We start from the raw sequence: 26,749 nt of genomic DNA on the forward strand, positions 1-26,749 counted from the left end.
TAATTCTCTTTTTTTCATGCTACATAGTTTTAAGTTAGACTTCTATAATTAATTTTGTTGAGGTAAAAGTAATTAGTAGAACTATGCGAAAACAGTAAAGCCAACGACGATTCCGCGAATTATCGGAAACCTGAAGAATGTGAGATTTATTCAGTTTTTGGCAAAAAAAGTCTGTTAAATACAACTAAAAAAAGTTTACTATAATTCCGTGAATTGTCATAAACAAAAAAACGAGCTCCTTTGCAGAAACTCGTTTTTTAATGTGTGTATTTGTATGAAATACTAGCTTATTTTAAAAGCTTTGTCTTGCGGATAGTAAGCTACTGCTCCTAGTTCTTCTTCGATACGTAATAATTGATTGTATTTTGCCATTCTATCTGAACGTGAAGCCGAACCTGTTTTGATTTGTCCTGTGTTTAACGCAACTGCTAAATCTGCAATTGTATTATCTTCTGTTTCTCCAGATCTGTGTGACATTACTGATGTGTATCCAGCATTGTGCGCCATGTTTACAGCCGCAATTGTTTCTGTCAACGTTCCAATTTGATTTACTTTGATTAAGATTGAGTTTGCAGTGTTGTTTTCAATTCCTCGTGATAAACGCTCTACATTCGTCACAAATAAATCGTCTCCAACTAGTTGTACTTTGTCTCCGATAATTTCAGTTAGGTATTTCCAACCTTCCCAATCGTTTTCGTCCATTCCATCTTCAATAGAAATGATAGGATAGTTTGCTGCTAATTCAGCTAAGTAATCTGCTTGTTCTTTAGACGTTCTTACTTTTCCTGTTTCTCCTTCAAATTTAGCATAGTCGTATTTTCCGTTTACGTAAAATTCCGCCGCAGCGCAATCTAAAGCAATCATTACTTCATCACCTAGTTTATATCCTGCATTTGCAACTGCTAATGAGATTGTATCTAACGCATCTTCTGTTCCATCTAAAGTTGGTGCAAAACCACCTTCATCACCAACAGCTGTACTTAAACCTCTGTCGTGTAATACTTTTTTAAGGTTGTGAAAAATTTCCGTTCCAATTTGCATTGCATGTGTAAAGTTTTTAGCTTTTACAGGCATTACCATAAATTCTTGAAACGCGATTGGTGCATCTGAATGCGAACCTCCATTGATGATGTTCATCATTGGTACAGGTAATGTATTTGCAGAAACTCCACCAACATATCTGTATAAAGGCATTCCTAGTTCGTTTGCTGCTGCTTTTGCTGCTGCTAATGAAACTCCTAAGATTGCATTTGCTCCTAAGTTTCCTTTGTTTGGCGTTCCATCCAAATCGATCATTGCTTTGTCGATATGATTTTGTTCAAATACAGAAACTCCCATTAATTCTTCTGCAATGGTTGTATTTACATTTTGAACAGCCTTACTCACTCCTTTTCCCATGTAAGCGTTTCCGCCATCTCTCAATTCTACAGCTTCATGTTCACCTGTCGATGCTCCTGATGGTACTGCTGCTCTTCCCAATACTCCATTTTCCGTTACTACATCTACTTCTACAGTTGGATTTCCTCTTGAATCTAATATTTGTCTTGCGTGAATGTTGATAATTCTGCTCATTTTTCTTTGTATCTTTTGTTGTCTTTACTGGCTAATTTACAAAACTCTCCCGTGTTTTATAGGCTTTAGCTTTGCTTTTATGGATATGTTAGCAATGTTGCTTTTTTATCTCTTTTTATAAAATGCGAAAACGTTTTCTTCAAAAAATAATGCAACTACTCCTTAGTAAATAGCATGATATTTTCTGCAGATTTGAACGCGTACGATAAGGATTTGTTCATAAACGACTTGTCTGCACTATAGTTTACCAACGCAGCCGTATTTGGCACATTGCTTTTCCATGAACCTGATTTTGTCAGTTTCCCAGGAATAATCATTGCTACTTGTCCGTATGTTTGTGATACATCTATTGCAATGGTTGCTTTTCCATTATTAGCTGCTTGTTGTGCTTTCTTTAATGCTTCTTGATCGCTTGCGTTTCCTAATTTTGTCCAAGCACTCGATCTTTTTACTATAGGTTGAATACTGTCATAGATTACAAAACCACCATCTTTTGCTCGAAAATCACCAATATTATAGAATTCTGTGATCATTTTTGTAATGCTGTTTCTACAATCATTTCTGTTTGTCGATTCGGCTTTACACTTTTTAAAATAGGCAATAGTTGTAGATAATAATTGATCTTGACTTGATGAAAGTTTTACTTCTTCAACTTTGGTTGTAGTATCATTTGATACTTTTCCTTTTTCAGATTTTGGATCGTTTTTACAGGAAACTACCAATACTATTGCACATACGAACGTGATGATTCTTTGCATTTTATTTTAGATTGTAATTAAACTGTTTTTACTTTTTGAATGTTTTCTATGAATTGATCAAATAGATATTCTCCATCATGTGGTCCTGGACTTGCTTCTGGATGGTATTGTACAGAGAAACAGTTTTTGTCTTTGATGCGAATTCCCGCTACTGTATTGTCATTTAAATGTACATGTGTGATTTCTACATTTGCATTTGCTTCCGTTTCTTCTCTGTTGATTGCAAAACCATGATTTTGTGAAGTGATCTCACCTTTTCCAGTTAGCATGTTTTTTACAGGATGATTGATTCCTCTGTGTCCGTTGTGCATTTTATACGTTGAAATTCCATTTGCTAATGCGATTACTTGGTGTCCTAAACAGATTCCAAATAATGGTAAATCACGTTTGATGACTTCTTTTGCAAATGTAATAGCATCACTTAAAGGTTCTGGATCTCCAGGTCCGTTAGATAAGAAGTATCCATCTGGATTCCATGCGTTCATTTCTTCGAATGTTGCATTGTATGGAAACACTTTGATACATGCATCACGTTTTGCTAAGTTTCTTAAGATGTTTTTCTTTACACCAATGTCTAAAGCTGCAATTTTGTGTGTTGCGTTTTCGTCTCCGTAGATGTATGGTTCTTTCGTAGATACTTTTGAAGCCAATTCCAATCCTGCCATACTTGGCACTTCAGCAAGTTTTGCTTTCAATCCTTCTACATCGTCCACATCAGTAGAGATTACGGCATTCATTGCTCCATTATCTCTTATGTAGCTTACCAATGCTCTTGTGTCTACATCCGAAATTGCGAATAAGTTGTTTTTGTCTAAGAATTCTTTTAAAGAACTGTCGGCAGCATCTCTAGAGAATTCGTAACTAAAGTTTTTACATATTAAACCTGCAATTTTTACACTATCAGATTCCATTTCGTCTTCGGCTGTTCCGTAGTTTCCAATGTGTACATTTGCTGTAACCATTAGTTGTCCATAATACGATGGATCTGTAAAGATTTCTTGGTACCCTGTCATTCCTGTGTTGAAACATACTTCCCCGAAAGCGGTTCCTGGTTGTCCAATTGCTTTCCCGTAGAAGATAGTTCCATCTTCCAAAAGTAATAGTGCTTTTTGTCGATTTTGGTATTTCATATCGCTATGCTAATTTAGTTGTATTGTGTTCTGTTGTAATTATTGTATTGTTGTGTACTTTTCCAGTGATTTGATAACCTAAAGAAAGAATGTTTTCCTTAAACCAATCATTGGTTAAAATGTCGTTATGTGATAATATTTCTAATATTAATATTGGTTTGCATCGCTGTATTGTTTTGATAGCTCCTTTAAGTGCAGGAATTTCAAAACCTTCTAAATCAAATTGAAGTATTGAAATATCTCTGTCTTCGGGAATGATACTATCTAACGTTTCGATTTTAATCGGTACAAATTTACCATTTTCTGAATCAATTATTCTACTAGCGCCACCTAATTGTCTTCCATCTTCTGTTGCAATTTGTAATCGTTGTTCAGATTTTTCGGCTCCCAAGCCAACTTGAAAGAGTTTTACGTTATGTAAGTTGTTGATTAGACAAGTAATTTCTGCACATCTGTAGTATTCTGAGCTAGGCTCAAATGTCCATACTTTCGCATTCTTGGAAATGTTTTTAGCGATTCCAGGAAGGAAGTCTCCAAAAAAAGCACCTGCTTGTACTACATCTCCATTTTTACAATGATCGATAATGTATTGAATTGTTTCAGGCTCGTATACATTTCCTTTGAGAATTGCCTGCACTACTGATTCTTTTTGCACAGAAAAAGGTGTGCAGTATCCTCCGTATTTGTTATACGCTATTGTACAATCTAATGTAAATTCATCCTTAATTAAAGAAGTTATATGGACAGGTTTAGTAACATATCCTTTTTTAAGAACTTTCCGTTTTATAAACTTCTTTAGTTTTTTTGGAAATAATGACTTTACAAGTTTGATCATTTTTGTGATTCGTTTTTGAATTTAAAAATCAATTTAATTCTCTAGTACAATTTTTGAGACTCTTCTTTTAAGTTTACCTTTTAAGCTTTTCAAATCTGAGTTTCTCAAATATAAAAAAAAGGATAAACTCATAAAGTTTATCCTTTTATATGTAATGAATTGATTTCCATTATTCTTCTTCGTTAGAAGCTTGAGTTTCAACTGGTGCAGGAGTTGCAGATTTTTTACCACCTCTTCTACTACGTCTAGTTGTTTTCGCTTTCTTCTCAGTGTTGTACGTTTCGTTGTAGTCCACTAATTCGATTAATGCCATTTGAGCATTATCTCCAAGACGATTTCCTAACTTGATTATTCTTGTGTATCCACCTGGTCTGTCAGCAACTTTTACAGCTACATCTCTAAATAACTCAGTTACTGCATACTTGTTTCTAAGCTTACTGAATACTAAACGACGATTGTGCGTTGTGTCTTCTTTAGACTTAGTTACTAATGGCTCAACAAATTGTTTTAATGCTTTCGCTTTTGCAACAGTTGTGTTGATGCGCTTGTGCTCGATTAAAGAACAAGCCATGTTTGCTAACATTGCTTTTCTATGAGCAGTTTTTCTACCTAAGTGGTTTACTTTCTTTCCGTGTCTCATGACATTTGTTTTTTACCTTTATCTTGCTTCAACTCGTTTGAGGAGCAAATTACAAAGGAATTAATCTTTATCTAATTTGTATTTTGATAAGTCCATTCCGAAACTTAAACCTTTTACATTTACTAGCTCTTCTAGCTCAGTTAAAGATTTTTTACCAAAGTTTCTAAACTTCATTAAATCATTTTTATTGTAAGATACTAAGTCTCCTAATGTATCTACTTCTGCTGCTTTTAAACAGTTTAATGCTCTTACAGAAAGGTCCATATCTACTAATTTTGTTTTTAGTAGTTGACGCATGTGTAATGATTCTTCATCATACGTTTCTGTTTGTGCAATTTCATCCGCTTCAAGAGTGATACGCTCATCAGAGAATAACATGAAATGGTGAATTAACGTTTTTGCAGCTTCAGTTAAAGCTTCTTTAGGATGAATAGATCCATCAGTGATGATTTCGAAAACTAATTTTTCATAATCAGTTTTTTGTTCAACACGATAGTTTTCTATGCTATATTTTACATTCTTTACAGGTGTATAAATAGAATCTGTAAAAATTGTTCCTAATGGAGCATTTGATTTTTTGTTTTCTTCAGCTGGAACATACCCTCTACCTTTTTCGATAGTAATTTCCATGTTAATGTTCACACTAGCGTCCATGTTACAGATAACTAAATCTGGATTTAACACTTGGAAACCAGAGATGAATTTTTGGAAATCACCAGCAGTAAGTTGTTCTTTTCCTGAAACAGAAATAGATACAGATTCGTTATCGATATCGTCTATTTGTCTTTTAAAGCGTACTTGCTTTAAGTTCAAAATAATCTCCGTTACATCTTCTACAACACCAGAAATCGTTGAAAATTCGTGATCTACTTTGTCTATTCGTACAGAAGTAATCGCAAAACCTTCCAATGATGATAGAAGTACTCTTCTTAATGCGTTCCCTATAGTTAGCCCATAACCAGGTTCTAAAGGACGAAATTCAAATTTGCCATCGAACTCAGATGAGTCAATCATGATAACTTTGTCGGGCTTTTGGAAGTTTAATAATGCCATATTAAGAATACTTTCTGATTTATTATTATTTAGAATATAATTCTACGATTAATTGCTCTTTGATGTTTTCAGGAATTTGAAGTCTTTCCGGAATTGATACATACGTACCTTCTTTCTTGTCTCCGTTCCATGTGATCCACTCGTATACGTGGTTCGCATTTGCTAATGCTCTATCAATTACATCAAGAGATTTTGATTTCTCTCTTACTCCAACTACATCACCAGCTTTTAGTGTATAAGAAGGAATATTTACCTTTTCTCCATTTACAGTAATGTGACGGTGAGATACTAATTGTCTTGCACCACTTCTTGTTGGAGAAATTCCCATTCTGTAAACAACGTTGTCTAAACGAGATTCACATAATTGTAATAATACTTCACCAGTAATTCCTTTACTACTGTTAGCTCTTTCGAACAAGTTTCTGAACTGACGCTCAAGAATTCCGTAAGTATATTTTGCTTTTTGTTTTTCCATCAACTGGATAGCGTATTCAGATTTTTTTCCTCTACGTCTGTTATTTCCGTGTTGACCTGGAGGATAATTTCTTTTATCAAAAGATTTATCATCTCCGAAAATTGCTTCTCCGAATTTACGAGCAATTTTAGTTTTTGGACCAGTATATCTTGCCATTTCTAATAGTTATTATGAGAGTGATTATGAATTAAGGCTGTCCTTCGATAATCGTTAATCTCTCAATGTGAAAATAAATTAATTATACTCTTCTTCTTTTTGGAGGTCTACATCCATTGTGTGGTAATGGAGTAACATCGATAATTTCTGTTACTTCAATTCCTGCATTGTGGATTGTTCTGATAGCAGATTCTCTACCATTTCCAGGACCTTTTACATAAACTTTTACTTTACGTAAACCAGCTTCATGAGCTACTTTAGATGCATCTTCTGCTGCAGTTTGTGCAGCATAAGGTGTGTTCTTTTTAGAACCTCTAAAGCCCATTTTACCAGCAGATGACCAAGAAATCACATCTCCTTTTTTGTTTGTAAGTGATATAATGATGTTATTGAAAGATGCTGTTACGTGTGCTTCTCCAACTGACTCCACTATTACTTTACGTTTTTTTGTACTCTTGCTAGACTTTGCCATACTACAAAATATTATTTAGTTGCTTTTTTCTTGTTAGCAACAGTTTTTCTTCTACCTTTTCTTGTTCTAGAGTTGTTCTTCGTTCTCTGACCTCTTAATGGAAGTCCAGATCTGTGACGAATTCCTCTGTAACAACCGATATCCATTAAACGTTTGATGTTTAATTGAACTTCGGTACGTAATTCACCTTCAATTGTGTAAGTTCCTACTGCTTCACGGATTTTCCCAATTTCTTCATCGGTCCAATCTGATACTTTAGTATCTTCACTTACGTTTGCAGTTGCTAAAACTTGTTTAGCTCTGCTTCTACCTACTCCAAAGATGTATGTTAATGAGATAACACCTCTTTTGTGTTTTGGAATGTCTACTCCTGCGATTCTTGCCATAACTATCCTTGTCTTTGTTTAAATCTAGGATTCTTTTTATTGATTACGTATAATCTCCCCTTACGACGCACAATTTTGCACTCGGGACTTCTCTTTTTTACTGATGCTCTTACTTTCATGATTTTAGTATCTATAAGTAATTCTTGCTTTTGTTAAATCATACGGACTCATTTCCAACTTCACTTTATCACCAGGTAATAATTTGATATAATGCATACGCATTTTTCCTGAGATATGTGCCGTTACAATGTGACCATTTTCTAATTCTACACGGAACATTGCATTTGACAATGCTTCTATAATTGTTCCATCTTGTTCTATTGCAGCTTGTTTAGCCATAATTATGCAACTACTTTACGGTTTTTACCAGTTTTCATTAAACCATCATAATGTCTATTCAACAAGTATGAGTTTATTTGTTGCATGGTATCTATGGCAACTCCTACCATAATTAGCAACGATGTTCCTCCAAAGAATAATGCCCAACTTGGCTGAATTCCCATGATGTTTCCAACAATTGAAGGGAATATTGCAACCAATGCCAAGAAGATTGATCCAGGCAATGTAATTTGAGACATTATTTTGTCTAAGTATTCTCCAGTTTCTCCACCAGGGCGAATTCCTGGAATGAATCCTCCACTTCTTTTTAAGTCATCTGCCATTTTATTTGTAGGCACTGTGATAGCTGTGTAGAAGTATGTAAATATGATGATAAGGAATGCAAATAAGACATTGTACCATAATCCAAATACATCTTGGAAATTGGCTTGCATCCATTGTCCTACTGTAGAATCGGTTCCTAAACCTTGTCCTATTGCTGTAGGGACAAACATTAAAGCTTGTGCAAAGATAATTGGCATTACACCAGATGCATTTAACTTTAATGGGATAAATTGTCTTGCTCCAAACATATTCTTTTCATATCCACCAGTTGCTGTTCTTCTAGCATATTGCACTGGTATTTGGCGTACAGCCATTACCAGCATAACACTAGCTAATATAATTACTAGCCATATTACAATTTCTATAAGAATAAGCATTGGTTTACCTGAGTTGGAAGCGAATTCTTGTACAAACGCAACAGGCATTTGTGCAATAATTCCAACCATAATTAATAATGAGATACCATTACCAATTCCTTTGTCTGTAATTTTTTCACCAAGCCACATTGCAAAGATAGTTCCTGTTACAAGAATAATTACAGATGGGATAATGAAATCTAATCCTTTTCCAACTGTAAATGCTTCATTAGGAACTCCTAATGCGCCTAACCCCCATAAATAGAATGGTGCTTGTACCAAACAGATAAGGATGGTTAACCATCGTGTGATTTGCGTGATTTTTTTACGACCACTTTCTCCTTCTTTTTGAAGTTTTTGTAGGTAAGGAATTGCAATTCCCATCAACTGAACTACAATAGAAGCAGATATATATGGCATAATTCCTAGTGCAAATACAGAAGCCTTAGCAAAGGCTCCACCAGTAAACATATTTAATAGACCTCCAAGTCCATCATCAAAATTACCAGTAAATGCATCACCAAGTTTTGTATAGTCCATACCTGGAAGACTTACTTGTGCACCAAAACGATACACTAGTAATAGTCCTAGAGTAACTAAAATTTTATTTTTCAGTTCCTCAATTCCCCAAATACTTTTTATTGTGTCAATAATTTTTTTCATGCTTCTATGTAGAAATTATAAAGTTACTGCTTCTCCTCCTGCTGCTTCGATAGCTGCTTTAGCTGAAGCTGTAAATTTGTGAGCGGTAACTTTTAATTTTGATTTAAGTTCACCTCTTCCAAGGATTTTCACTAAATCAGTTTTTCTAGCTACTCTGTTAGCTATTAATATATTTAAATCAACAGTATCTGTGATTTTACCTTCGTCAACTAATTCCTGAAGTCTATCAAGATTTACACCTTGATATTCTTTACGATTGATATTTGTGAAACCAAACTTAGGAACACGTCTCTGAAGCGGCATTTGTCCACCTTCAAATCCAATTTTCTTTGAATAACCCGAGCGAGACTTAGCTCCTTTGTGACCTCTTGTTGCAGTGCCACCTTTTCCAGAACCTTGTCCTCTACCTACTCGTTTGTTATTACTTTGAACTGAACCTTCAGCTGGTTTTAAGTTACTTAAATCCATAACCAATTGTTATTTTTAAGCTTCTTCAACAGAAACTAAGTGTTTAACTTTATTTACCATTCCAAGGATGTTTGGTGTAGCTTCATGTTCTACAACCTGACCGATCTTTTTAAGACCAAGCGCTTCCAGTGTTCTCTTTTGATTTTGAGGACGACTAATTTTGCTTCTTACTTGTGTTACTTTAATTTTTGCCATTTTATCCTTGATTTATCCTTTAAATACTTTCTCTAAAGAAATCCCTCTTTGTTTTGCAACGATACCTGCATCTCTTAATTGTAATAAAGCATCAAATGTTGCTTTTACTACGTTGTGCGGGTTAGATGATCCTTGAGATTTAGATAATACGTTATGAACTCCTACAGCTTCTAATACTGCACGTACAGCTCCACCTGCAATAACTCCAGTACCTGAAGATGCTGGTTGAATATATACTCTTGCTCCACCGTATTTACCTTTTTGCTCATGAGGCAATGTACCTTTTTGCAAAGGAATACGCACTAAGTTCTTCTTAGCATCTTCAATTGCTTTTGCAATTGCTGTAGCTACGTCTTTAGATTTTCCTAAACCGTGTCCTACAACACCGTTTTCATCTCCAACAACTACGATAGCTGAGAATCCAAAAGCTCTACCACCTTTGGTTACTTTAGTTACACGTTGTACTCCTACCAAACGATCTTTTAATTCTAGTCCACCTGGCTTTACTAATTCTGCGTTTTTGTATTTCTGATACATAGTTTCTTAGAATTTAAGTCCTCCTTCTCTAGCACCTTCTGCTAATGATTTTACTCTTCCGTGGTATAAATATCCACCTCTATCAAATGAAATTGTTTCAATTCCAGCTTTTAGTGCTTTTTCAGCGATTGACTTACCTACTAAGGCAGCAACTTCTGATTTAGTTCCTTCAGCTTTGATATCCTTATCTCTTGATGAAGCTGCGGCAATTGTTTTACCGTCTACATCATTGATAATTTGAGCATAAATTTCTTTATTACTTCTAAAAACAGCCAATCGTGGTCTAGCTTCTGTACCGCCAACGATTTTTCTAATTCTGCTTTTAATTCTCTGTCTTCTTTCAGTCTTTGATAATCCCATAATTAATTATTAAGCTGATTTACCTGCTTTTCTTCTTAATACTTCTCCAACGAACTTAACTCCTTTTCCTTTGTAAGGCTCTGGCTTACGGAATCCACGGATTTTAGCAGCAACTTGTCCTACTAATTGTTTGTCGTGTGAAGTTAATTTTATGATTGGATCTTTACCTTTCTCAGATATTGTTTCAACTTTTACTTCTGGAGCTAAGTTTAAAACAATATTATGTGAGAATCCTAAAGCTAACTCTAGTCTTTGTCCTTGGTTACTTGCTCTGTATCCAACTCCAACTAATTGTAACTCTTTTGTAAATCCTTTAGAGACACCTTCCATCATGTTATTGATTAGTGCTCTATATAGACCGTGTTTTGCTCTATGATCTTTGCTTTCTGATGGGCGTTCTAGTACGATTTGACCATTTTCTTCTTTGACAGTAATACTGTCAATTTCTTGTGTCAATTCTCCTAACTTACCTTTTACGGTTACCTGACCATCTTTTATATCTACAGTAACTCCTGCTGGAATACTTACTGGGTTTTTACCTATTCTTGACATTTCTGCTAGTCTTTTTAATTAGTAAACGTAACATAAAACTTCTCCACCAACATTTTCACGTTGAGCTTGCTTTCCTGTCATTACTCCGTGAGAAGTAGATACGATAGCAATTCCCAATCCGTTTAATACTCGTGGAAGTTCGTTAGCTCCAGCGTACTGACGTAAACCTGGCGTACTGATTCTTTGAATTTTCTTGATTACAGGATCTTTAGTCATCTTATCGTATTTTAAAGCGATTTTGATGCTTCCCTGTACTGTAGAGTCTTCAAACTTGTAACTTAAAATATATCCTTGATCGAATAAGATCTTTGTGATCTCTTTTTTAAGTTTTGAAGCCGGAATTTCGACAACTCTGTGTCCCGCTCTACTGGCGTTTCTGACTCTTGTTAAGTAATCCGCTATTGGATCTGTATACATATGTATGAATTTACGGTTTTGGTTTTCGAACTATATCGAACCTGAAACCAATTTATAATTTTACCAACTTGCCTTTTTAACTCCTGGAATTAATCCTTTATTTGCCATTTCTCTGAACATAACACGAGAAACACCAAACTGACGCATGTACCCTTTTGGTCTTCCAGTAAGTTTGCAACGATTGTGCATACGAATTGGAGAAGCATTTTTTGGCAACTTTTGTAATGCTTCGTAATCTCCAGCTTCTTTCAAAGCTTTTCTTTTCTCAGCATATTTTGCAACCGTTTTTGCTCTTTTTACCTCACGGGCTTTCATTGATTCTTTAGCCATAATTAATTCTTTTTAAAAGGTAATCCTAGTTCAGTTAATAATGATTTAGCTTCTTTATCTGTTGACGCAGAAGTTACAAATGTAATATCCATTCCAGCAATTCTATTTACTTTATCGATATTTATTTCTGGAAAGATAATTTGCTCAGTAATTCCTAAGTTATAATTACCTCTTCCATCAAAACCATTTGCTTTGATTCCATTAAAATCTCTTACTCGTGGTAAGGCTGAAGTAACCAATCTATCAAGGAACTCATACATTTTCTCTCCTCTTAACGTAACCTTCGCACCAATTGGCATTCCTTTACGTAATTTGAAAGTTGCAACATCCTTTTTAGATATGGTAGCTATCGCTTTTTGTCCTGTAATTTTCCCAAACTCTTCAATAGCATGGTCAATTAGTTTCTTATCAGCTACTGCTCCACCAACTCCTCTACTTAAAACAATTTTTTCAAGTTTTGGAACTTGCATTACGTTTGCATAACTGAACTCTTCTGTAAGAGATTGGATAACTCGATCCTTATACTCTTGCTTTAATCTTGGAACATACCCCATAACTATAGTACTTCATTAGATTTTTTAGAAAACCTTACTTTCTTATCTCCTTCCATTCTATATCCAACTCTTGTTGCTTCTCCTTTAGAAGTCATCAACGCAAGGTTTGAAATATGAATTGGAGCTTCTTTTTCTATAATTCCACCTTGAGGACTTTGAGCACTTGGTTTAGTGTGTTTCTTTACGATATTCACACCTTCTACAATTGCTTTATTATCTTCACGCAGAACTTTTAACACTTTACCAGTTACTGGATTGTCTTTAGTACCTTTATTAGCACCAGCAATTACCTTAACTGTATCTCCTGTTTTTATCTTTAGTTTTGTCATCTTAAACTACGTATTAAAGCACCTCTGGTGCTAATGATACAATTTTCATGAATTGTTTATCACGAAGTTCTCTGGCAACCGGTCCAAAAACACGAGTTCCTCTCATTTCCCCTGTTGGGTTTAAAAGAACACATGCATTATCATCGAATCTAATATAAGATCCGTCTGGTCTCCTTACTTCTTTCTTAGTACGTACAACCACTGCTGTAGAAACTTGTCCTTTCTTGACACTTCCGTTAGGAGTAGCGTCTTTTACAGTAACAACAATTTTGTCTCCAACAGAAGCATAACGTCTTTTAGTTCCTCCTAATACACGGATCGTTAAAACTTCTTTAGCTCCCGTGTTATCAGCTACTTTTAATCTTGATTCTTGTTGTAACATAATTATTTAGCTCTTTCAATGATTTCAACTAATCTCCAACACTTGGTTTTACTTAATGGACGTGTTTCCATTATTTTCACAGTATCACCAATGTTACAATCGTTCTTTTCGTCGTGTGCAACATATTTCTTTGTTTTTAACACGAACTTACCGTACATAGGGTGCTTTACTCGCTTAACTTCAGAAACCACAATTGATTTCGTCATTTTATTACTGGTAACAACACCTATTCTCTCTTTTCTTAAATTTCTTTTTTCCATCTGTCAGTAGAATTCAATTTATTGTAATTCTCTTTTAGTTAGTTCGGTAGCTACTCTCGCAACTGTTCTTCTTACCGAACGCAACTGAATTGGATTATCTAAAGGAGAGATAGCATGTGCTACTTTCAAATCTGAATGATTTTTTTTGAGCTCCTTTAGTTTTTCTTGTAACTCAGCTACAGATAATTCTTTAATTTCTGATTGTTTCATAACTTATTAAAAATTAAGCTTCGAAATCTCGAGCTACAATAAACTTAGTTTTAACTGGTAATTTTTGAGCAGCTAAGCGCAATGCTTCTTTAGCTACTTCGATAGGAACTCCTCCTACTTCAAAAATTATTCTTCCAGGTTTTACAACAGCTGCCCAATATTCTGGAGCACCTTTACCTTTACCCATACGTACCTCAAGCGGCTTTTTTGTAATTGGCTTGTCTGGAAAAATCTTGATCCATAATTGACCTTCTCTTTTCATATAACGAGTTGCTGCAACACGTGCTGCTTCGATTTGACGAGATGTCAAAAAATTTGCATCTAATGATTTAATACCAAACATACCGTTAGAAAGTAAGTGACCTCTTCCTGAGTTCCCTTTCATACGCCCTTTCTGTACTTTACGATATTTTGTTCTTTTTGGCTGTAACATTTTTCTTTACTTTAAAAAATTACTTTCTACGACGAGATTTTCCTTTTCCACCTGAATTGTTTCCACCTTTTCCTGACTGTTTTTTAGCCATTCCAACTAATGGAGATAATTCTCTCTTTCCATAAACCTCACCTTTCATTACCCATACTTTCACTCCTAATCTACCGTAAGTAGTGTGAGCTTCATGTAATGCATAATCAATATCTGCTCTGAAAGTTGATAAAGGAATACGACCATCTTTATAAGATTCAGATCGTGCCATTTCTGCTCCGTTTAAACGTCCAGAAATTTGCACTTTGATCCCTTCAGCATTCATACGCATTGCAGCCGCAATTGCCATTTTAATAGCTCTTCTGTATGAAATTCTGTTTTCAATTTGACGCGCAATACTAGCAGCAACTAGATTTGCATCAAGTTCAGGTCTCTTAATCTCAAAAATATTAATCTGTACTTCCTTACCAGTAATTTTCTTAAGCTCTTCTTTTAACTTGTCTACCTCTTGACCTCCTTTACCAATAATGATACCTGGACGAGCCGTAGTGATAGTAACGGTTACAAGTTTAAGCGTACGCTCAATAATTACTCTAGAAACACTAGCTTTAGATAAACGAGCATGGATATACTTTCTGATTTTATCGTCCTCAGCAAGTTTATCTCCATAGTCATTACCTCCGTACCAGTTAGATTCCCATCCTCTGATAATACCAAGGCGATTTCCGATTGGATTTGTCTTTTGTCCCATACTATCTATCTTAACTTTGTGTATTATTATTAGCTCCTAAAACCAATGTAACATGGTTGGAACGTTTTCTAATTCTGTGTGCACGACCCTGTGGCGCTGGACGAAGTCTTTTTAACATACTTCCACTATCCACTCGGATTTCTTTTACAAATAATTCAGCTTCTTCTACACTTGCATCTTCGTTTTTAGCTTGCCAGTTTGCGATTGCAGACAATAACAATTTTTCTAAACGACGAGAAGCTTCTTTTTGGCTAAATTTTAATATATGAAGCGCTATTTCTACTTTCTTACCTCTTACTAAATCCGCCACTAAGCGCATTTTTCTTGGCGAAGTAGGGCAGTTATTCAACTTTGCAAAGGCTATGCTTTTCTTAGCCTCTTTGATTTGCTCTGCTCTTTCTTTTTTACGAACTCCCATAGCTTCTTATTATTTTTTTCCTTTATTTTTAGCACCGGCATGACCTCTAAATGATCTTGTTGGTGAAAATTCTCCTAACTTATGCCCTACCATGTTTTCTGTAACATATACAGGAACAAACTGACGACCGTTATGAACAGCGATAGTCTGTCCAACGAAATCTGGAGTAATCATAGATGCTCTTGACCAAGTTTTGATCACAGCTTTCTTTCCTGACTCAACATTTTGTTGAACTTTTTTATCTAAACTATAGTGAACGTAAGGTCCTTTTTTTAATGATCTAGCCATGTCTTATTTCTTTCTACGTTCTATGATATATTTATTACTCGCTTTCGTCTTAGATCTTGTACGGTATCCTTTAGCTGGAATTCCATTTCTTGATCTTGGATGTCCTCCAGAAGATTTACCTTCTCCACCACCCATTGGGTGATCAACAGGGTTCATTACTACTGGTCTAGTTCTTGGTCTTCTACCTAACCATCTACCTCTACCTGCTTTACCAGATACTAGTAACTGATGATCTGAATTAGAAATAGCACCGATTGTCGCTAAACAATTTGCCATTACCATTCTTGTTTCACCAGAAGGCAATTTGATAGTAGCGTATTTTCCATCACGAGCCATTAGCTGAGCAAAAGCACCAGCACTACGAGCCATAACAGCTCCTTGACCTGGACGCAATTCTACACAAGAAACAATAGTTCCTAAAGGAATATTACTTAAAGGCATAGTGTTACCGATTTCTGGAGCAACTTTCTCTCCTGAAACAACAGTTTGACCTACTTTTAATCCATTTTGAGCGATGATATAACGCTTTTCCCCATCAGTATACTGAACTAATGCGATAAAAGCAGTTCTATTTGGATCGTACTCAATAGTTTTCACTTCTGCAGAAACATCTTTTCTATCTCTTTTAAAATCGATAATACGGTATCTTCTCTTATGACCACCTCCGATGTAACGCATGGTCATTTTACCTTGATTGTTTCTACCACCAGACCTCTTTTTCGGTGCAAGTAAACTCTTTTCCGGCTTATCAGTAGTAATGGCATCGAATCCATTAACTACTCTAAAACGCTGAGCTGGTGTAATTGGTTTTAATTTTCTTACTGACATTTTTTGTCTTTACTTATATATTGCTATAAAAATCAATAATATCTCCTTCCGCTACATCAACTACCGCTTTCTTTGTTGCGTTAGTTTTACCATGCTGCATACCAGTCTTGGTGTAACGTACTTTTCTATCTGGTCCGTAATTCATTGTACGAACCTTCTCTACAGAAACCCCATAAGTAGCCTCTATAACTTTCTTAATCTCTACTTTGTTAGCTTTTACATTCACTAAGAAAGTGTAACGATTATTTAATTCACTATCAGCAGTAGCTTTTTCAGTTACAACTGGTTTAATTAAGATGCTCATTTGGTTTCTTATTTACTTAAGTTTGACTCAATTCCCTCTAATGCACCTTCAAATAGAACTATGCTATTTGCATTAACAATTTTGTAAGTGCTTAATTCTGAACTATTTAGAACCTCAGAGGTTTTCAAATTACGTGACGACAAATATACATTATTATTTGAATCACCCAACACAAATAGCGATTTTTTACTATCTAACCCTAAAGCCTTCAATACATTGATGAAATTTTTAGTCTTAGGAGCGTCAAAATTAAAGTCCTCAATTACGATAATTGACTCGCTTTTTGCCTTCAATGTAAGAGCTGATTTTCTAGCCAATCTCTTTACATTTTTGTTTAATTTTTGAGAATAACTTCTCGGTCTAGGACCAAAAACTCTACCTCCACCTTTAAACAATGGATTTTTAATACTACCTGCTCTCGCGGTACCTGTACCCTTTTGTTTTTTAATCTTACGAGTACTACCAACGATTTCAGCTCTTTCTTTAGCCTTATGCGTTCCTTGTCTTTGATTAGCAAGATATTGCTTCACATCTAAGTATACTGCATGATCATTAGGCTCAATAGCAAAAACAGCATCAGAAAGGTTTGCCTTTCTACCTGTTTCTTTTCCGTTTATATCTAAAACTGCTACTTCCATTACTTCTGAACGATTACATAAGCGTTTTTGTGTCCAGGAACGCATCCTTTGACAACTATCAAGTTCTTCTCAGGAACAACTTTTAAAACTCTTAAATTTTGAACTTTCACTTTTTCTCCACCCATTCTTCCTGCCATACGCATTCCTTTGAATACACGCGCAGGGTAAGATGCAGCTCCAATAGAACCTGGTGCTCTAAGACGGTTGTGTTGACCATGCGTTGCTTGTCCAACCCCGGCAAAACCGTGACGCTTAACAACACCTTGAAAACCTTTACCTTTAGAAGTTCCAGCAACATCTACAAATTCACCTTCTTCAAAGTGATCTACAGTGATACTGTCTCCTAAATTATACTCTCCTTCAAATCCCTGGAATTCAACAACTTTATATTTAGGCGAAGTCCCTGCTTTTTTAAAGTGACCATTAGCCGCTTTAGAAGCACGTTTTTCTGCCTTGTCATCGAAACCAAGTTGAAGAGCTTCATACCCGTCAACCTCATTGGTTCTGACTTGGGTAACGACACATGGACCTGCTTCAATAACTGTACATGGAATATTTTTTCCATTCTCGTCAAAGATGCTAGTCATGCCGATTTTTTTTCCGATTAACCCAGACATATTTATTAATTTAATTAATTATTATTTGCTCTATTTTTAGAGCTTTAAAAAAAACAGGGTCAAATACTTCAACCCTGTTTGATGTATTTTTCCATTTTTCCTTTGCGAAACGCTCCGGACATGTTACCAAAAGATTCCCTTTTAGTTTTTTTATGATCACACTTTGATCTCTACTTCAACACCACTAGGCAATTCAAGTTTCATAAGCGCATCAATTGTCTTTGAAGAAGAACTATAGATATCTAATAGTCTCTTGTAAGAACTTAATTGAAACTGCTCTCTTGACTTCTTGTTTACGTGTGGAGAACGTAATACAGTAAAGATTTTTTTGTGTGTTGGTAATGGAATTGGTCCAGTTACAACAGCACCTGTAGTTTTTACTGTTTTTACGATTTTCTCAGCTGACTTGTCAACTAAGTTATGATCGTATGATTTTAATTTTATTCTGATTTTTTGACTCATTTTCTTAGTTTTAAGCAGTTACACCTTTAGATTTCGCAATTACTTCTTCAGAAATATTAGAAGGAGTTTCTGCATAATGAGAGAATTCCATTGTAGAAGTTGCTCTACCAGATGATAATGTTCTTAATGAAGTAACATAACCAAACATTTCAGATAATGGAACTGTAGCTTTTACAACTTTAGAACCAGCTCTATCAGACATGTCAGATACTTGTCCACGACGACGGTTTAAGTCACCTACAATATCTCCCATGTTTTCTTCTGGAGTTAATACTTCTAATTTCATGATTGGCTCAAGGATTTTAGCTCCTGCTGCTTTCGCCGCTGACTTGTAACCCATTTTTGCTGCCAATTCAAATGATAATGCATCCGAATCTACAGGGTGGAAAGATCCATCCTTTAAAACGATCTTCATAGAATCCATTTCGAATCCTGCTAAAGGTCCATTTAACATTGCTGTTGCAAATCCTTTTTCAACTGAAGGAATAAATTCTTTCGGAATACGACCACCTTTAATTTGATCAACAAATTGCAATCCTGTTCCTTCGAAATCTTCATCCACTGGACTCATTTCAAAAACGATATCTCCAAACTTACCACGTCCACCAGATTGCTTTTTGTAAGTTTCTCTGTGCTGTGCTAATTTCGTTAATGCTTCTTTGTATTCTACTTGTGGCTCACCTTGATTTACTTCAACCTTAAACTCACGTCTTAAACGGTCAACAATAATATCTAAGTGAAGCTCTCCCATTCCTGAGATAATAGTTTGTCCTGAAGCTTCGTCTGTTTTTACTGTAAATGTAGGATCTTCCTCAGCTAATTTACCTAAAGCGATACCTAATTTATCAACATCCGCTTTTGTCTTAGGCTCAACCGCGATACCAATTACTGGATCAGGGAAGTCCATAGACTCTAAAACGATAGGATTTTTTTCATCTGAAAGCGTATCTCCAGTTTTAATACTTTTAAAACCTACAGCGGCTCCAATATCTCCAGCCTCGATATATTCGATTGCATTTTGCTTATTAGAATGCATTTGATAGATACGAGAAATACGTTCTTTTTTACCAGAACGATTATTCAACACATAAGAACCTGCGTCTAATCTTCCTGAATATGCACGGAAGAATGCTAAACGACCTACAAAAGGATCAGTAGCAATCTTAAATGCTAATGCAGAGAAAGGATCTTTTACATCTGGCTTACGTGTAATCACATCACCTGTATCAGGATCAGTTCCTTTAATATCTTCTTTATCTAACGGAGAAGGTAAGTAACGACAAACTGCATCTAACAAGAATTGTACTCCTTTGTTTTTAAATGCAGAACCACAAATCATAGGAATGATTGCCATGTCCATTACAGCAGCTCTTAATGCAGCGTGAATTTCTTCTTCAGTAATTGAGTTTTCATCTTCCATGAACTTCTCTAGTAAGTTCTCGTCATAACTTGCAACTTCCTCAATTAAATGCGCACGTGCTTCAGCAGCCTCTTCTTGTAATTCTTCTGGAATATCAATAACATCAAAAGTAGCTCCTTGTGTTTCATCATGCCATACGATAGCACGGTTTTTCACTAAGTCAACAATACCTTTAAAGTCCATTTCATCTCCAATTGGTAAAACGATTTGAACGGCATTAGAACCTAACATTTCCTTTACCTGAGTACAAACCATTGCAAAATTAGATCCTTGACGGTCCATTTTGTTTACAAACCCAATTCTTGGCACTTTGTAGTTATCAGCAAGCCTCCAGTTAGTTTCAGATTGTGGCTCAACACCATCAACCGCACTAAACAAGAATACTAAACCATCTAATACACGTAATGAACGGTTTACCTCTACTGTAAAATCAACGTGACCTGGAGTATCAATAATATTAAAGTGATATCCTTTTGCATCATCAGTTGGCTTTCCGTTTTCAGTTGGAAACTGCCATGTACATGTAGTTGCAGCAGACGTAATTGTAATACCACGCTCTTGTTCTTGCTCCATCCAGTCCATTGTAGCAGCACCATCATGCACTTCTCCAATTTTATGACTTACACCTGTATAATATAATACACGTTCAGTCGTAGTAGTTTTACCAGCATCAATATGCGCAGCAATACCAATATTTCTAGTATATTTTAAATCTCTAGCCATTTTTATAATAGTTGTGTATGATTAAAATCTAAAATGTGAGAATGCTTTATTTGCCTCAGCCATCTTGTGCGTATCCACTCTTTTCTTAACTGCTGCACCTTCTTCTTTTGCAGCTGCTAATACTTCAGAAGCTAATTTTAAAGCCATTGACTTCTCATTTCTCTTACGAGAATAACTAATCAACCACTTCATAGCCATAGATACTTTTCTATCTGGTCTAATTTGCATTGGAATTTGAAATGTAGCTCCACCTACTCTACGAGAGCGAACTTCTACATGCGGCATTACATTAGATAATGCGTCTTTCCATAATTCTAAAGCTGTTTTTTCGTCATCTGTTTTCTTACTTTCTACAATATCCATTGCATCATAGAAAATTTTGAATGCTACTGACTTCTTACCGTCCCACATTAAGTTGTTCACAAAACGTGTTACCAATTGATCATTAAATCTTGGATCCGGTAAAAGAGGTCTTTTTTTCGCCTTTCTTTTTCTCATGTCTTTACATTAAAAGTTTTTAATTACTTCTTTGGGCGTTTAGCACCGTACTTAGATCTACGTTGTGTTCTTCCTTCTACACCAGCGGTGTCTAAAGCTCCACGAACAATGTGATATCTAACTCCTGGTAAATCTTTTACCCTTCCACCTCTAACTAATACTATCGAGTGCTCTTGCAGATTGTGCCCTTCTCCTGGAATGTAAGCATTCACTTCATTACCGTTTGTCAAACGAACCCTTGCAACTTTACGCATTGCTGAATTCGGTTTTTTCGGTGTTGTCGTGTATACACGCGTACAAACTCCACGTCTCTGAGGACAAGAATCTAAAGCAGCCGATTTACTCTTCTTAGTTATTTTGGCTCTTCCTTTTCTTACTAATTGTGAAATTGTTGGCATCTATTATAGATATAATTTTATATTAAAAACCCTCTTTTGAGGGCGGCAAAGGTATGTTTTTTTTCTTATAATTCAAATCTTAATAACTTAATTTTCAATAAGATTAATTTTTTCAAGTGTTTCCGCATATTAATTCCTGTTTTTTTACGTTATTTTGACACATGATCGAATTCATTTTTTAGATTGAAAAAAACAACACTACATATTTTCTTTTTCTCCCTTGCTTTTCTTTGTTCTCTTTTTGTCAATGGACAAACATTACAAATTAATAGCAACACCAGTAATGAGGAGCAAATTATCAATGCTACGAACTATAAAAAATCGCACGAAAATATAAAATCTATTATAGATGAACTAACCTCACTACAAAAAGCTTTTTTTAGGATTGGCTATTTTGACGCTTCTTATTCTAAACTTGAAAAAGTAAACGATTCTATTTATCAGAGCACTTTCAAGCTTAATACAAAATACACTTCCCTACATATTAATTATAACAGAGAGAAATTAGACGAAAGTCTCTTAAAAGGTTTTAATTTAAAATTTACTGAAACTACATTCATCATTACTCCCGAAGATTTAACACCTTTTCTAGAAGCTGTTGTAGAAAATTTTCAAAACAACGGAAATCCTTTCGCAGAAGTTCAACTCACAAACATCAAAAAGAACAAACCTACAATTACAGCTGATCTTGACATTAAAGTAACCGAAAAGAGGCGTTTAGATAAAATCATTATTAAAGGATATGAAAAATTCCCTAAATCATACACAAAGCACTATTTACAACTCACCTCTAAAATTTTCAACAAAGAAGAGATTACCACGAAGACCAAACAAATTGATCAACTCTCTTTTGCTCGTCAAATAAAAGATCCCGAATTACTATTCACAAAAGACTCCACAACCTTATATATATACATTGAAAAAGTAAAGAGTAATTTTTTTGATGGTTTTTTAGGTTTTAACACAGATGAAGACACAGGAAATTTAAAATTAAATGGTTATCTCGACTTAAAACTAACAAACAACTTAAATGCAGGCGAACAGTTTACTATTTTATGGAAAAATGATGGAAACGGGCAAACTAAATTTTTAGCAGATTTAAAGATTCCCTATATATTCAATTCACCAGTTGGCATAAATGCTGGACTGGATATTTTTCGACGTGACTCTCTTTTCAACATCGTCAACACAAAACTGAACGCATTTTACCAAATTAATCAAAACAACCAAGTCCACGCAGGAATTTTACAAACAGAATCAAACAACCTTTTAGAAGACAACACAAACACCAATATTGACGATTACAAAAGTTTTTTTACTACCGCAGGTTATACTTTCTCTAAAAGAAATAACAACTACAGTATTTTCCCTAACAAAGTTTTTGCAAATTTTGAAGCACAAATTGGGACTCGAAAAAATAATGCAGAAAAGAACGAGCAAACAAAATTTTCGTTCACTGGAAATTATTTATGGGAATTGAATGACAGAAACTTCATTTACATAAACAACACTTCTGAAGCATTGATATCCGATCAGTACCTAACTAATGAAAAATTTCGTTTAGGAGGAATTCAATCCATCAGAGGGTTTAACGAAAATAGCTTAGAAGCTACATTATATAGTACAATTAATACTGAGTATAGATATATTCTTTCACGAAACTCCTATGTCCATTCTATAATAGACTTCACCTACCTACAGGACGACCTAACTCAAACTGATGTAAAATTATACGGTTTTGGCTTCGGACTTGGAATACGATCAAAATCAGGGCTTTTAAAAATTAATTATGCTGTCGGAAAAACTAACAATTCTACCATTAAACTATCTGAATCTAAGGTGCATATAAGCTTATCAACCTCCTTTTAACATCACTCTTTGCGGTGCTTTTCCAAAGAACCAGTCACTTTTTTCCTTAAAAAAATAGGAATATTAACATATTATTAGGATTTTTGGAATAGCTAATTCAAATAATTAACACAATGAGAACAAAGTTTAATGGAATGTTGACGCTTTTGCTGGCGTTAATGGTGCAGCTTGCGCTTGCACAAGAAAAAACAGTCAAAGGTACTGTTTCCGACGAATCTGGAATCCCGCTACCCGCGGCCAGCGTAGTCGTTAAAGAAACTAATTCAGGTACAACTACTGATTTTGATGGTAACTATAGCATCAAAGCAAATCAGGGACAAACACTTGTATTTAGTTATGTTGGTTATAAACTAAAAGAAGTTAAAGTTGGTGCAGCTAGCACAATCAACGCTTCTTTAGAACCTGACAACCAACTAGAAGAAGTAATTATTACCGCACAGGGTATTAAAAAAGAAAAGAAAGCTTTAGGTTATGCCGTAACTACGGTTGAAAGTAAAGACTTAGAGCAAAAAGCAGACACTGACATCGGTAAGATATTACGTGGTAAAGCATCCGGTGTAAGAATTACTGGTTCTGGAGGTGTTTCTGGTAGTGGTTCTAACATCATTATTAGAGGGCAGTCTTCTATTACAGGTGGAAACCAACCGTTATTCATTGTGGATGGTGTACCATTTGATGGATCTTCAGGTGGAGCAAACCAATCTGCAAGCTCAGGAGCTTTCCAATCTGGTAACGTAGCAAGTAGATTTGCTGATATCGATCCTAACAACATTGAAAGTGTAAGTATCTTAAAAGGTTTAAGTGCAACTGCATTATATGGTGGTGAAGGACGTAATGGTGTAATCTTAATTACTACAAAAAGTGGAAAAGACGCTAACAAGAAAATGGAAGTTACTGTAAACCAGTCTATTTTCTTCAACAGTATTATTTTACCAGATTACCAAAATACTTGGGGTAATGGTTTCCAAAATGTATACGGAGCATTCTTCAGTAACTGGGGAGCACGTTTTGACAGTCAAGCAACTATTGACAATGCATTTAGAACATCTATTAGAAATAACTTTGGTGTTGAACCATCAGTTTTATTTCCTAACAGACCTGAGTTAGACAATCCAAATGTAACTTATAGAGCTTACGATAGCCAGGAAGCATATTTTAGAACTGGTACTATTGCTAGTACTTCTGTGAATGTTTCTGGTTCTTTTGGAGACAAAGGAAGTTTTAATTCCTCTTATGCACATGTTGATGACGAATCATTTATTCCTAACAACAGTTTACGAAGAGATAACTTCTCTGTTGGTGGAACTTACAAAATGTCAAACAAATTTACTTTATCAGGTAAAATTAGTTTAGCAAAAACAGATATTAGAAGCCCATTTACAGATGCCTCTACTGGTAGTGATGTAACATCATCTACTGCAGGTACTGGAGGTATTGCTTCTGTATGGAACATTCTTTATTTACCACGAAGTGTAGATATTACTTTACCTAATCAACACCCAATTACAGGAGAAAGTATTTGGTATAGAGGTGGTAATGACCGTACAAACCCGGTTTGGGTATTAAACAATACACAAGACAAGCAAAGTACTGACCGTGTATTTACTAACTTTGTAGCTTCTTATGAAGCAGCAGATTGGTTAAATCTTAGCTACCGTTTAGGTATTGACAGTCAAAACTCTAGATCTAGACGTGTAATTAACAAAGGATCTAATGATGGTTTACATCCAAATGGATATTTACAGACAACTTCTGAGAGATTTACTATTTGGGATCAATCTTTATTAGCTTCTTTCGACAAAGAGCTTTCTGAAGACTTTGCTATCCAAGCAACTGTTGGTGCTACAACTAAGCGTCAAGTTTTTGAACGTGATGGTTCTGAAAGTAGAGATCAAATTATTTATGGTCTTTGGAATCACTTAAACTTTAGTAATTCAAGTACTATTATTGAAGGAACAGTTTTCGCTGATAACAATCAAACATACCAAACATTTAGCGAACAAAATAACGTAGCTGCATATGTTTCTGGTACACTTTCTTACAAAAACTATTTATACTTAAATACTTCTTTAAGAAATGAGTGGAATTCTACATTAGAGCAAGAGAACAGATCACAATTCTCTCCTGGGGTAAGTGTATCATTTGTTCCAACATCTGCTTTTGAAGGATTACGTTCAACTAATGGATTAAACTTCTTAAAATTAAGAGCTGGTTACGGTACATCACCTGGTTTCCCTGGTCCATATAACACTAGAGGAGTTATTTCTTTAGTACCAAACATTTTCCAAACTGCTGGAGGAAACTCAACAACTACAACAAGTATTCCTAACTTCTTACCAAACCCAGATTTAAAACCAGAACTTTCTAAAGAGTTTGAGGTTGGGCTTGAAGCAAGATTCTTAGATAATAGATTAGGAATTGATTTTACATATTATAACAGAGATACAGAAGATCAAATTATTCAAAGACCTTTGGCTCCTGAAACAGGATACACTAGTACATTTACAAACATTGGTAATGTAATTAACGAAGGTTTTGAAATTTCATTTGACGCAACTCCTATTAGAACAGAAGACTTTGAACTTAAACTTTCTGGAAGTTTCACACAAAACGAAAGTGTTGTAAGAGGTCTTGATGATGGAGAGCAAATCCTTTACGGAGGTATCTTCTCTACTCCAGCGAATGCAGCTATTAATGATCAACCTTTAGGTGTTATTGTTGGTGGACAAATTGCTAGAGATGCAAATGGAAATCGTTTAGTTGATGAAAATGGATATTGGATTCAAGATCCTGCAAATGGTATTATTGGAGATCCTAACCCAGATTGGTTCTCAACAGTAAACACAGGAATCACATGGAAAAACTGGTCTGTTAACATGCAATGGGAATACCAACAAGGTGGAGATATTTATGCTACAACAGTTGGCGCCTTAGTAGGTAGAGGACTTGTTGAAGATACAGATTTCGACAGAACACAAAGTATTGTATTACCAGGTGTACGTCAATCTACAGGACAACCAAACGATATTCAAACAACTGCTACGGAAGCATACTTTAACAATATTGGTTTTGGAGTAGACGAAGTATTAATTTACGACGCTACACATATTAGATTAAGAGAAGCTTCTCTTAGCTACAGACTTCCAAAGAAATGGTTAGACAAAACACCATTCGGAAATATTTCGTTCACTGTTTCTGGTCAAAACTTATTTGTAAGAGCATTCAACACTCCTAAGAGTGTAAACTACGATCCTGAATTAAACAGTTTAGGTGTTGGTAACTCTCAAGGATTTGACTATTTAACTTCTTGGAATTCTAGAAGATACGGTATGAGCGTAAAAGTAACTTTCTAAAAAAA

The 26,749-nt window shown here is 35.2% G+C and carries 38 protein-coding genes; 2 read left to right on the forward strand and 36 right to left on the reverse strand.

Translation table 11 applies throughout. The features are described from left to right. Positions 1-282: 282 nt before the first annotated feature. The 36 genes from eno to rpsL all read right to left on the reverse strand — a co-directional run bounded on the left by eno (position 283) and on the right by rpsL (position 21,522). Positions 283-1,572, reverse strand: a complete 1,290-nt coding sequence (gene eno / locus ACRBBL_RS00660) for a phosphopyruvate hydratase (RefSeq protein ID WP_431367110.1) — start codon at positions 1,570-1,572, stop codon at positions 283-285. 155 nt (positions 1,573-1,727) lie between these two features. Beyond that, on the reverse strand, positions 1,728-2,330 hold the full coding sequence (locus tag ACRBBL_RS00665; RefSeq protein ID WP_431367111.1) for a hypothetical protein: 603 nt from the start codon (positions 2,328-2,330) through the stop codon (positions 1,728-1,730). 17 nt (positions 2,331-2,347) lie between these two features. Further along, positions 2,348-3,460, reverse strand: a complete 1,113-nt coding sequence (gene carA / locus ACRBBL_RS00670; RefSeq protein ID WP_431367112.1) for a glutamine-hydrolyzing carbamoyl-phosphate synthase small subunit — start codon at positions 3,458-3,460, stop codon at positions 2,348-2,350. A gap of 4 nt (positions 3,461-3,464) precedes the next feature. Further along, positions 3,465-4,295, reverse strand: a complete 831-nt coding sequence (locus tag ACRBBL_RS00675; RefSeq protein ID WP_431367113.1) for an FkbM family methyltransferase — start codon at positions 4,293-4,295, stop codon at positions 3,465-3,467. 169 nt (positions 4,296-4,464) lie between these two features. After that, positions 4,465-4,935 carry a 50S ribosomal protein L17 gene (gene rplQ, locus ACRBBL_RS00680; RefSeq protein WP_405300125.1) on the reverse strand — a complete coding sequence of 157 codons (471 nt, stop codon included), beginning with the start codon at positions 4,933-4,935 and terminating at the stop codon, positions 4,465-4,467. Positions 4,936-4,995: 60 nt separating this feature from the next. After that, positions 4,996-5,988 (reverse strand): DNA-directed RNA polymerase subunit alpha, encoded by a 993-nt coding sequence (locus ACRBBL_RS00685; protein ID WP_007094962.1) that lies wholly within the window; start codon positions 5,986-5,988, stop codon positions 4,996-4,998. 25 nt (positions 5,989-6,013) lie between these two features. Then, positions 6,014-6,619: a 30S ribosomal protein S4 gene (gene rpsD, locus ACRBBL_RS00690; protein WP_431367114.1), complete on the reverse strand. Its 606-nt coding sequence runs from the start codon at positions 6,617-6,619 to the stop codon at positions 6,014-6,016. An 82-nt stretch (positions 6,620-6,701) separates the two neighbouring features. After that, positions 6,702-7,091, reverse strand: a complete 390-nt coding sequence (gene rpsK / locus ACRBBL_RS00695) for a 30S ribosomal protein S11 (RefSeq protein WP_108115112.1) — start codon at positions 7,089-7,091, stop codon at positions 6,702-6,704. Positions 7,092-7,102: 11 nt separating this feature from the next. Beyond that, positions 7,103-7,477: a 30S ribosomal protein S13 gene (rpsM, locus tag ACRBBL_RS00700; RefSeq protein WP_431367115.1), complete on the reverse strand. Its 375-nt coding sequence runs from the start codon at positions 7,475-7,477 to the stop codon at positions 7,103-7,105. Positions 7,478-7,479: 2 nt separating this feature from the next. Next, the gene (ykgO, locus tag ACRBBL_RS00705; RefSeq protein WP_008992256.1) at positions 7,480-7,596 is read right to left on the reverse strand and encodes a type B 50S ribosomal protein L36; all 117 of its coding nucleotides are present in this window, start codon (positions 7,594-7,596) and stop codon (positions 7,480-7,482) included. Between the two features lie 4 nt (positions 7,597-7,600). Next, positions 7,601-7,816, reverse strand: a complete 216-nt coding sequence (gene infA, locus ACRBBL_RS00710) for a translation initiation factor IF-1 (RefSeq protein WP_007094967.1) — start codon at positions 7,814-7,816, stop codon at positions 7,601-7,603. A gap of 2 nt (positions 7,817-7,818) precedes the next feature. Further along, on the reverse strand, positions 7,819-9,159 hold the full coding sequence (secY, locus tag ACRBBL_RS00715) for a preprotein translocase subunit SecY (RefSeq protein WP_431367116.1): 1,341 nt from the start codon (positions 9,157-9,159) through the stop codon (positions 7,819-7,821). 15 nt (positions 9,160-9,174) lie between these two features. Continuing rightward, positions 9,175-9,627, reverse strand: a complete 453-nt coding sequence (gene rplO, locus ACRBBL_RS00720; protein ID WP_431367117.1) for a 50S ribosomal protein L15 — start codon at positions 9,625-9,627, stop codon at positions 9,175-9,177. Positions 9,628-9,642: 15 nt separating this feature from the next. Continuing rightward, positions 9,643-9,822, reverse strand: coding sequence for a 50S ribosomal protein L30 (gene rpmD, locus ACRBBL_RS00725; RefSeq protein ID WP_290683561.1), 180 nt, complete (start codon positions 9,820-9,822; stop codon positions 9,643-9,645). A 12-nt stretch (positions 9,823-9,834) separates the two neighbouring features. Continuing rightward, on the reverse strand, positions 9,835-10,359 hold the full coding sequence (gene rpsE, locus ACRBBL_RS00730; RefSeq protein WP_430412041.1) for a 30S ribosomal protein S5: 525 nt from the start codon (positions 10,357-10,359) through the stop codon (positions 9,835-9,837). Positions 10,360-10,365: 6 nt separating this feature from the next. Next, positions 10,366-10,719 carry a 50S ribosomal protein L18 gene (gene rplR / locus ACRBBL_RS00735; protein WP_431367118.1) on the reverse strand — a complete coding sequence of 118 codons (354 nt, stop codon included), beginning with the start codon at positions 10,717-10,719 and terminating at the stop codon, positions 10,366-10,368. Positions 10,720-10,728: 9 nt separating this feature from the next. Continuing rightward, complete coding sequence (gene rplF, locus ACRBBL_RS00740) at positions 10,729-11,271, reverse strand: 50S ribosomal protein L6 (protein ID WP_431367119.1); 543 nt, start codon at positions 11,269-11,271, stop codon at positions 10,729-10,731. Positions 11,272-11,289: 18 nt separating this feature from the next. Beyond that, positions 11,290-11,688, reverse strand: a complete 399-nt coding sequence (gene rpsH, locus ACRBBL_RS00745) for a 30S ribosomal protein S8 (RefSeq protein WP_431367120.1) — start codon at positions 11,686-11,688, stop codon at positions 11,290-11,292. A gap of 60 nt (positions 11,689-11,748) precedes the next feature. Then, complete coding sequence (gene rpsN, locus ACRBBL_RS00750; protein WP_411129529.1) at positions 11,749-12,018, reverse strand: 30S ribosomal protein S14; 270 nt, start codon at positions 12,016-12,018, stop codon at positions 11,749-11,751. Between the two features lie 2 nt (positions 12,019-12,020). Beyond that, positions 12,021-12,572 (reverse strand): 50S ribosomal protein L5, encoded by a 552-nt coding sequence (gene rplE, locus ACRBBL_RS00755; protein ID WP_431367121.1) that lies wholly within the window; start codon positions 12,570-12,572, stop codon positions 12,021-12,023. Positions 12,573-12,574: 2 nt separating this feature from the next. Next, positions 12,575-12,901: a 50S ribosomal protein L24 gene (rplX, locus tag ACRBBL_RS00760; protein ID WP_431367122.1), complete on the reverse strand. Its 327-nt coding sequence runs from the start codon at positions 12,899-12,901 to the stop codon at positions 12,575-12,577. A 13-nt stretch (positions 12,902-12,914) separates the two neighbouring features. Further along, entirely contained in the window at positions 12,915-13,283 is a 369-nt protein-coding gene (rplN, locus tag ACRBBL_RS00765; protein ID WP_161416048.1) for a 50S ribosomal protein L14, read from the reverse strand. 2 nt (positions 13,284-13,285) lie between these two features. Continuing rightward, the gene (rpsQ, locus tag ACRBBL_RS00770) at positions 13,286-13,543 is read right to left on the reverse strand and encodes a 30S ribosomal protein S17 (protein WP_007094979.1); all 258 of its coding nucleotides are present in this window, start codon (positions 13,541-13,543) and stop codon (positions 13,286-13,288) included. 18 nt (positions 13,544-13,561) lie between these two features. Beyond that, positions 13,562-13,753, reverse strand: coding sequence for a 50S ribosomal protein L29 (gene rpmC / locus ACRBBL_RS00775; protein ID WP_298514336.1), 192 nt, complete (start codon positions 13,751-13,753; stop codon positions 13,562-13,564). A 13-nt stretch (positions 13,754-13,766) separates the two neighbouring features. Further along, positions 13,767-14,186 carry a 50S ribosomal protein L16 gene (rplP, locus tag ACRBBL_RS00780; RefSeq protein WP_431367123.1) on the reverse strand — a complete coding sequence of 140 codons (420 nt, stop codon included), beginning with the start codon at positions 14,184-14,186 and terminating at the stop codon, positions 13,767-13,769. 19 nt (positions 14,187-14,205) lie between these two features. After that, positions 14,206-14,928, reverse strand: a complete 723-nt coding sequence (gene rpsC / locus ACRBBL_RS00785; RefSeq protein ID WP_420574690.1) for a 30S ribosomal protein S3 — start codon at positions 14,926-14,928, stop codon at positions 14,206-14,208. 10 nt (positions 14,929-14,938) lie between these two features. Then, positions 14,939-15,346, reverse strand: coding sequence for a 50S ribosomal protein L22 (gene rplV, locus ACRBBL_RS00790; RefSeq protein WP_431367124.1), 408 nt, complete (start codon positions 15,344-15,346; stop codon positions 14,939-14,941). 9 nt (positions 15,347-15,355) lie between these two features. Further along, positions 15,356-15,634 carry a 30S ribosomal protein S19 gene (gene rpsS, locus ACRBBL_RS00795; RefSeq protein WP_072303192.1) on the reverse strand — a complete coding sequence of 93 codons (279 nt, stop codon included), beginning with the start codon at positions 15,632-15,634 and terminating at the stop codon, positions 15,356-15,358. A 3-nt stretch (positions 15,635-15,637) separates the two neighbouring features. Further along, positions 15,638-16,462 carry a 50S ribosomal protein L2 gene (gene rplB, locus ACRBBL_RS00800; protein ID WP_431367125.1) on the reverse strand — a complete coding sequence of 275 codons (825 nt, stop codon included), beginning with the start codon at positions 16,460-16,462 and terminating at the stop codon, positions 15,638-15,640. Between the two features lie 13 nt (positions 16,463-16,475). After that, positions 16,476-16,766 carry a 50S ribosomal protein L23 gene (gene rplW, locus ACRBBL_RS00805; protein WP_431367126.1) on the reverse strand — a complete coding sequence of 97 codons (291 nt, stop codon included), beginning with the start codon at positions 16,764-16,766 and terminating at the stop codon, positions 16,476-16,478. Between the two features lie 8 nt (positions 16,767-16,774). Further along, entirely contained in the window at positions 16,775-17,404 is a 630-nt protein-coding gene (gene rplD, locus ACRBBL_RS00810) for a 50S ribosomal protein L4 (RefSeq protein ID WP_431367127.1), read from the reverse strand. Further along, complete coding sequence (rplC, locus tag ACRBBL_RS00815) at positions 17,404-18,021, reverse strand: 50S ribosomal protein L3 (protein WP_431367128.1); 618 nt, start codon at positions 18,019-18,021, stop codon at positions 17,404-17,406. The genes rplD and rplC overlap by 1 nt, the downstream gene beginning before the upstream one ends. A 156-nt stretch (positions 18,022-18,177) precedes the next feature. Next, entirely contained in the window at positions 18,178-18,483 is a 306-nt protein-coding gene (gene rpsJ, locus ACRBBL_RS00820; RefSeq protein ID WP_007094989.1) for a 30S ribosomal protein S10, read from the reverse strand. 10 nt (positions 18,484-18,493) lie between these two features. Beyond that, positions 18,494-20,626, reverse strand: a complete 2,133-nt coding sequence (gene fusA / locus ACRBBL_RS00825; protein WP_431367129.1) for an elongation factor G — start codon at positions 20,624-20,626, stop codon at positions 18,494-18,496. Between the two features lie 21 nt (positions 20,627-20,647). Next, a complete protein-coding gene (gene rpsG, locus ACRBBL_RS00830; RefSeq protein WP_431367130.1) occupies positions 20,648-21,124 on the reverse strand; it encodes a 30S ribosomal protein S7 in 477 nt (158 codons plus the stop codon). Between the two features lie 23 nt (positions 21,125-21,147). Continuing rightward, positions 21,148-21,522, reverse strand: coding sequence for a 30S ribosomal protein S12 (gene rpsL / locus ACRBBL_RS00835; protein ID WP_007094992.1), 375 nt, complete (start codon positions 21,520-21,522; stop codon positions 21,148-21,150). Positions 21,523-21,705: 183 nt separating this feature from the next. Between rpsL and ACRBBL_RS00840 the strand changes: the two genes are divergently transcribed. After that, the gene (locus ACRBBL_RS00840; protein ID WP_431367131.1) at positions 21,706-23,391 is read left to right on the forward strand and encodes a ShlB/FhaC/HecB family hemolysin secretion/activation protein; all 1,686 of its coding nucleotides are present in this window, start codon (positions 21,706-21,708) and stop codon (positions 23,389-23,391) included. 113 nt (positions 23,392-23,504) lie between these two features. Next, complete coding sequence (locus ACRBBL_RS00845) at positions 23,505-26,744, forward strand: SusC/RagA family TonB-linked outer membrane protein (RefSeq protein WP_431367132.1); 3,240 nt, start codon at positions 23,505-23,507, stop codon at positions 26,742-26,744. Positions 26,745-26,749: the final 5 nt, after the last annotated feature.

The sequence above is a fragment of the Kordia sp. genome (assembly GCF_050633145.1).
Classification (GTDB): Bacteria; Bacteroidota; Bacteroidia; order Flavobacteriales; family Flavobacteriaceae; genus Kordia.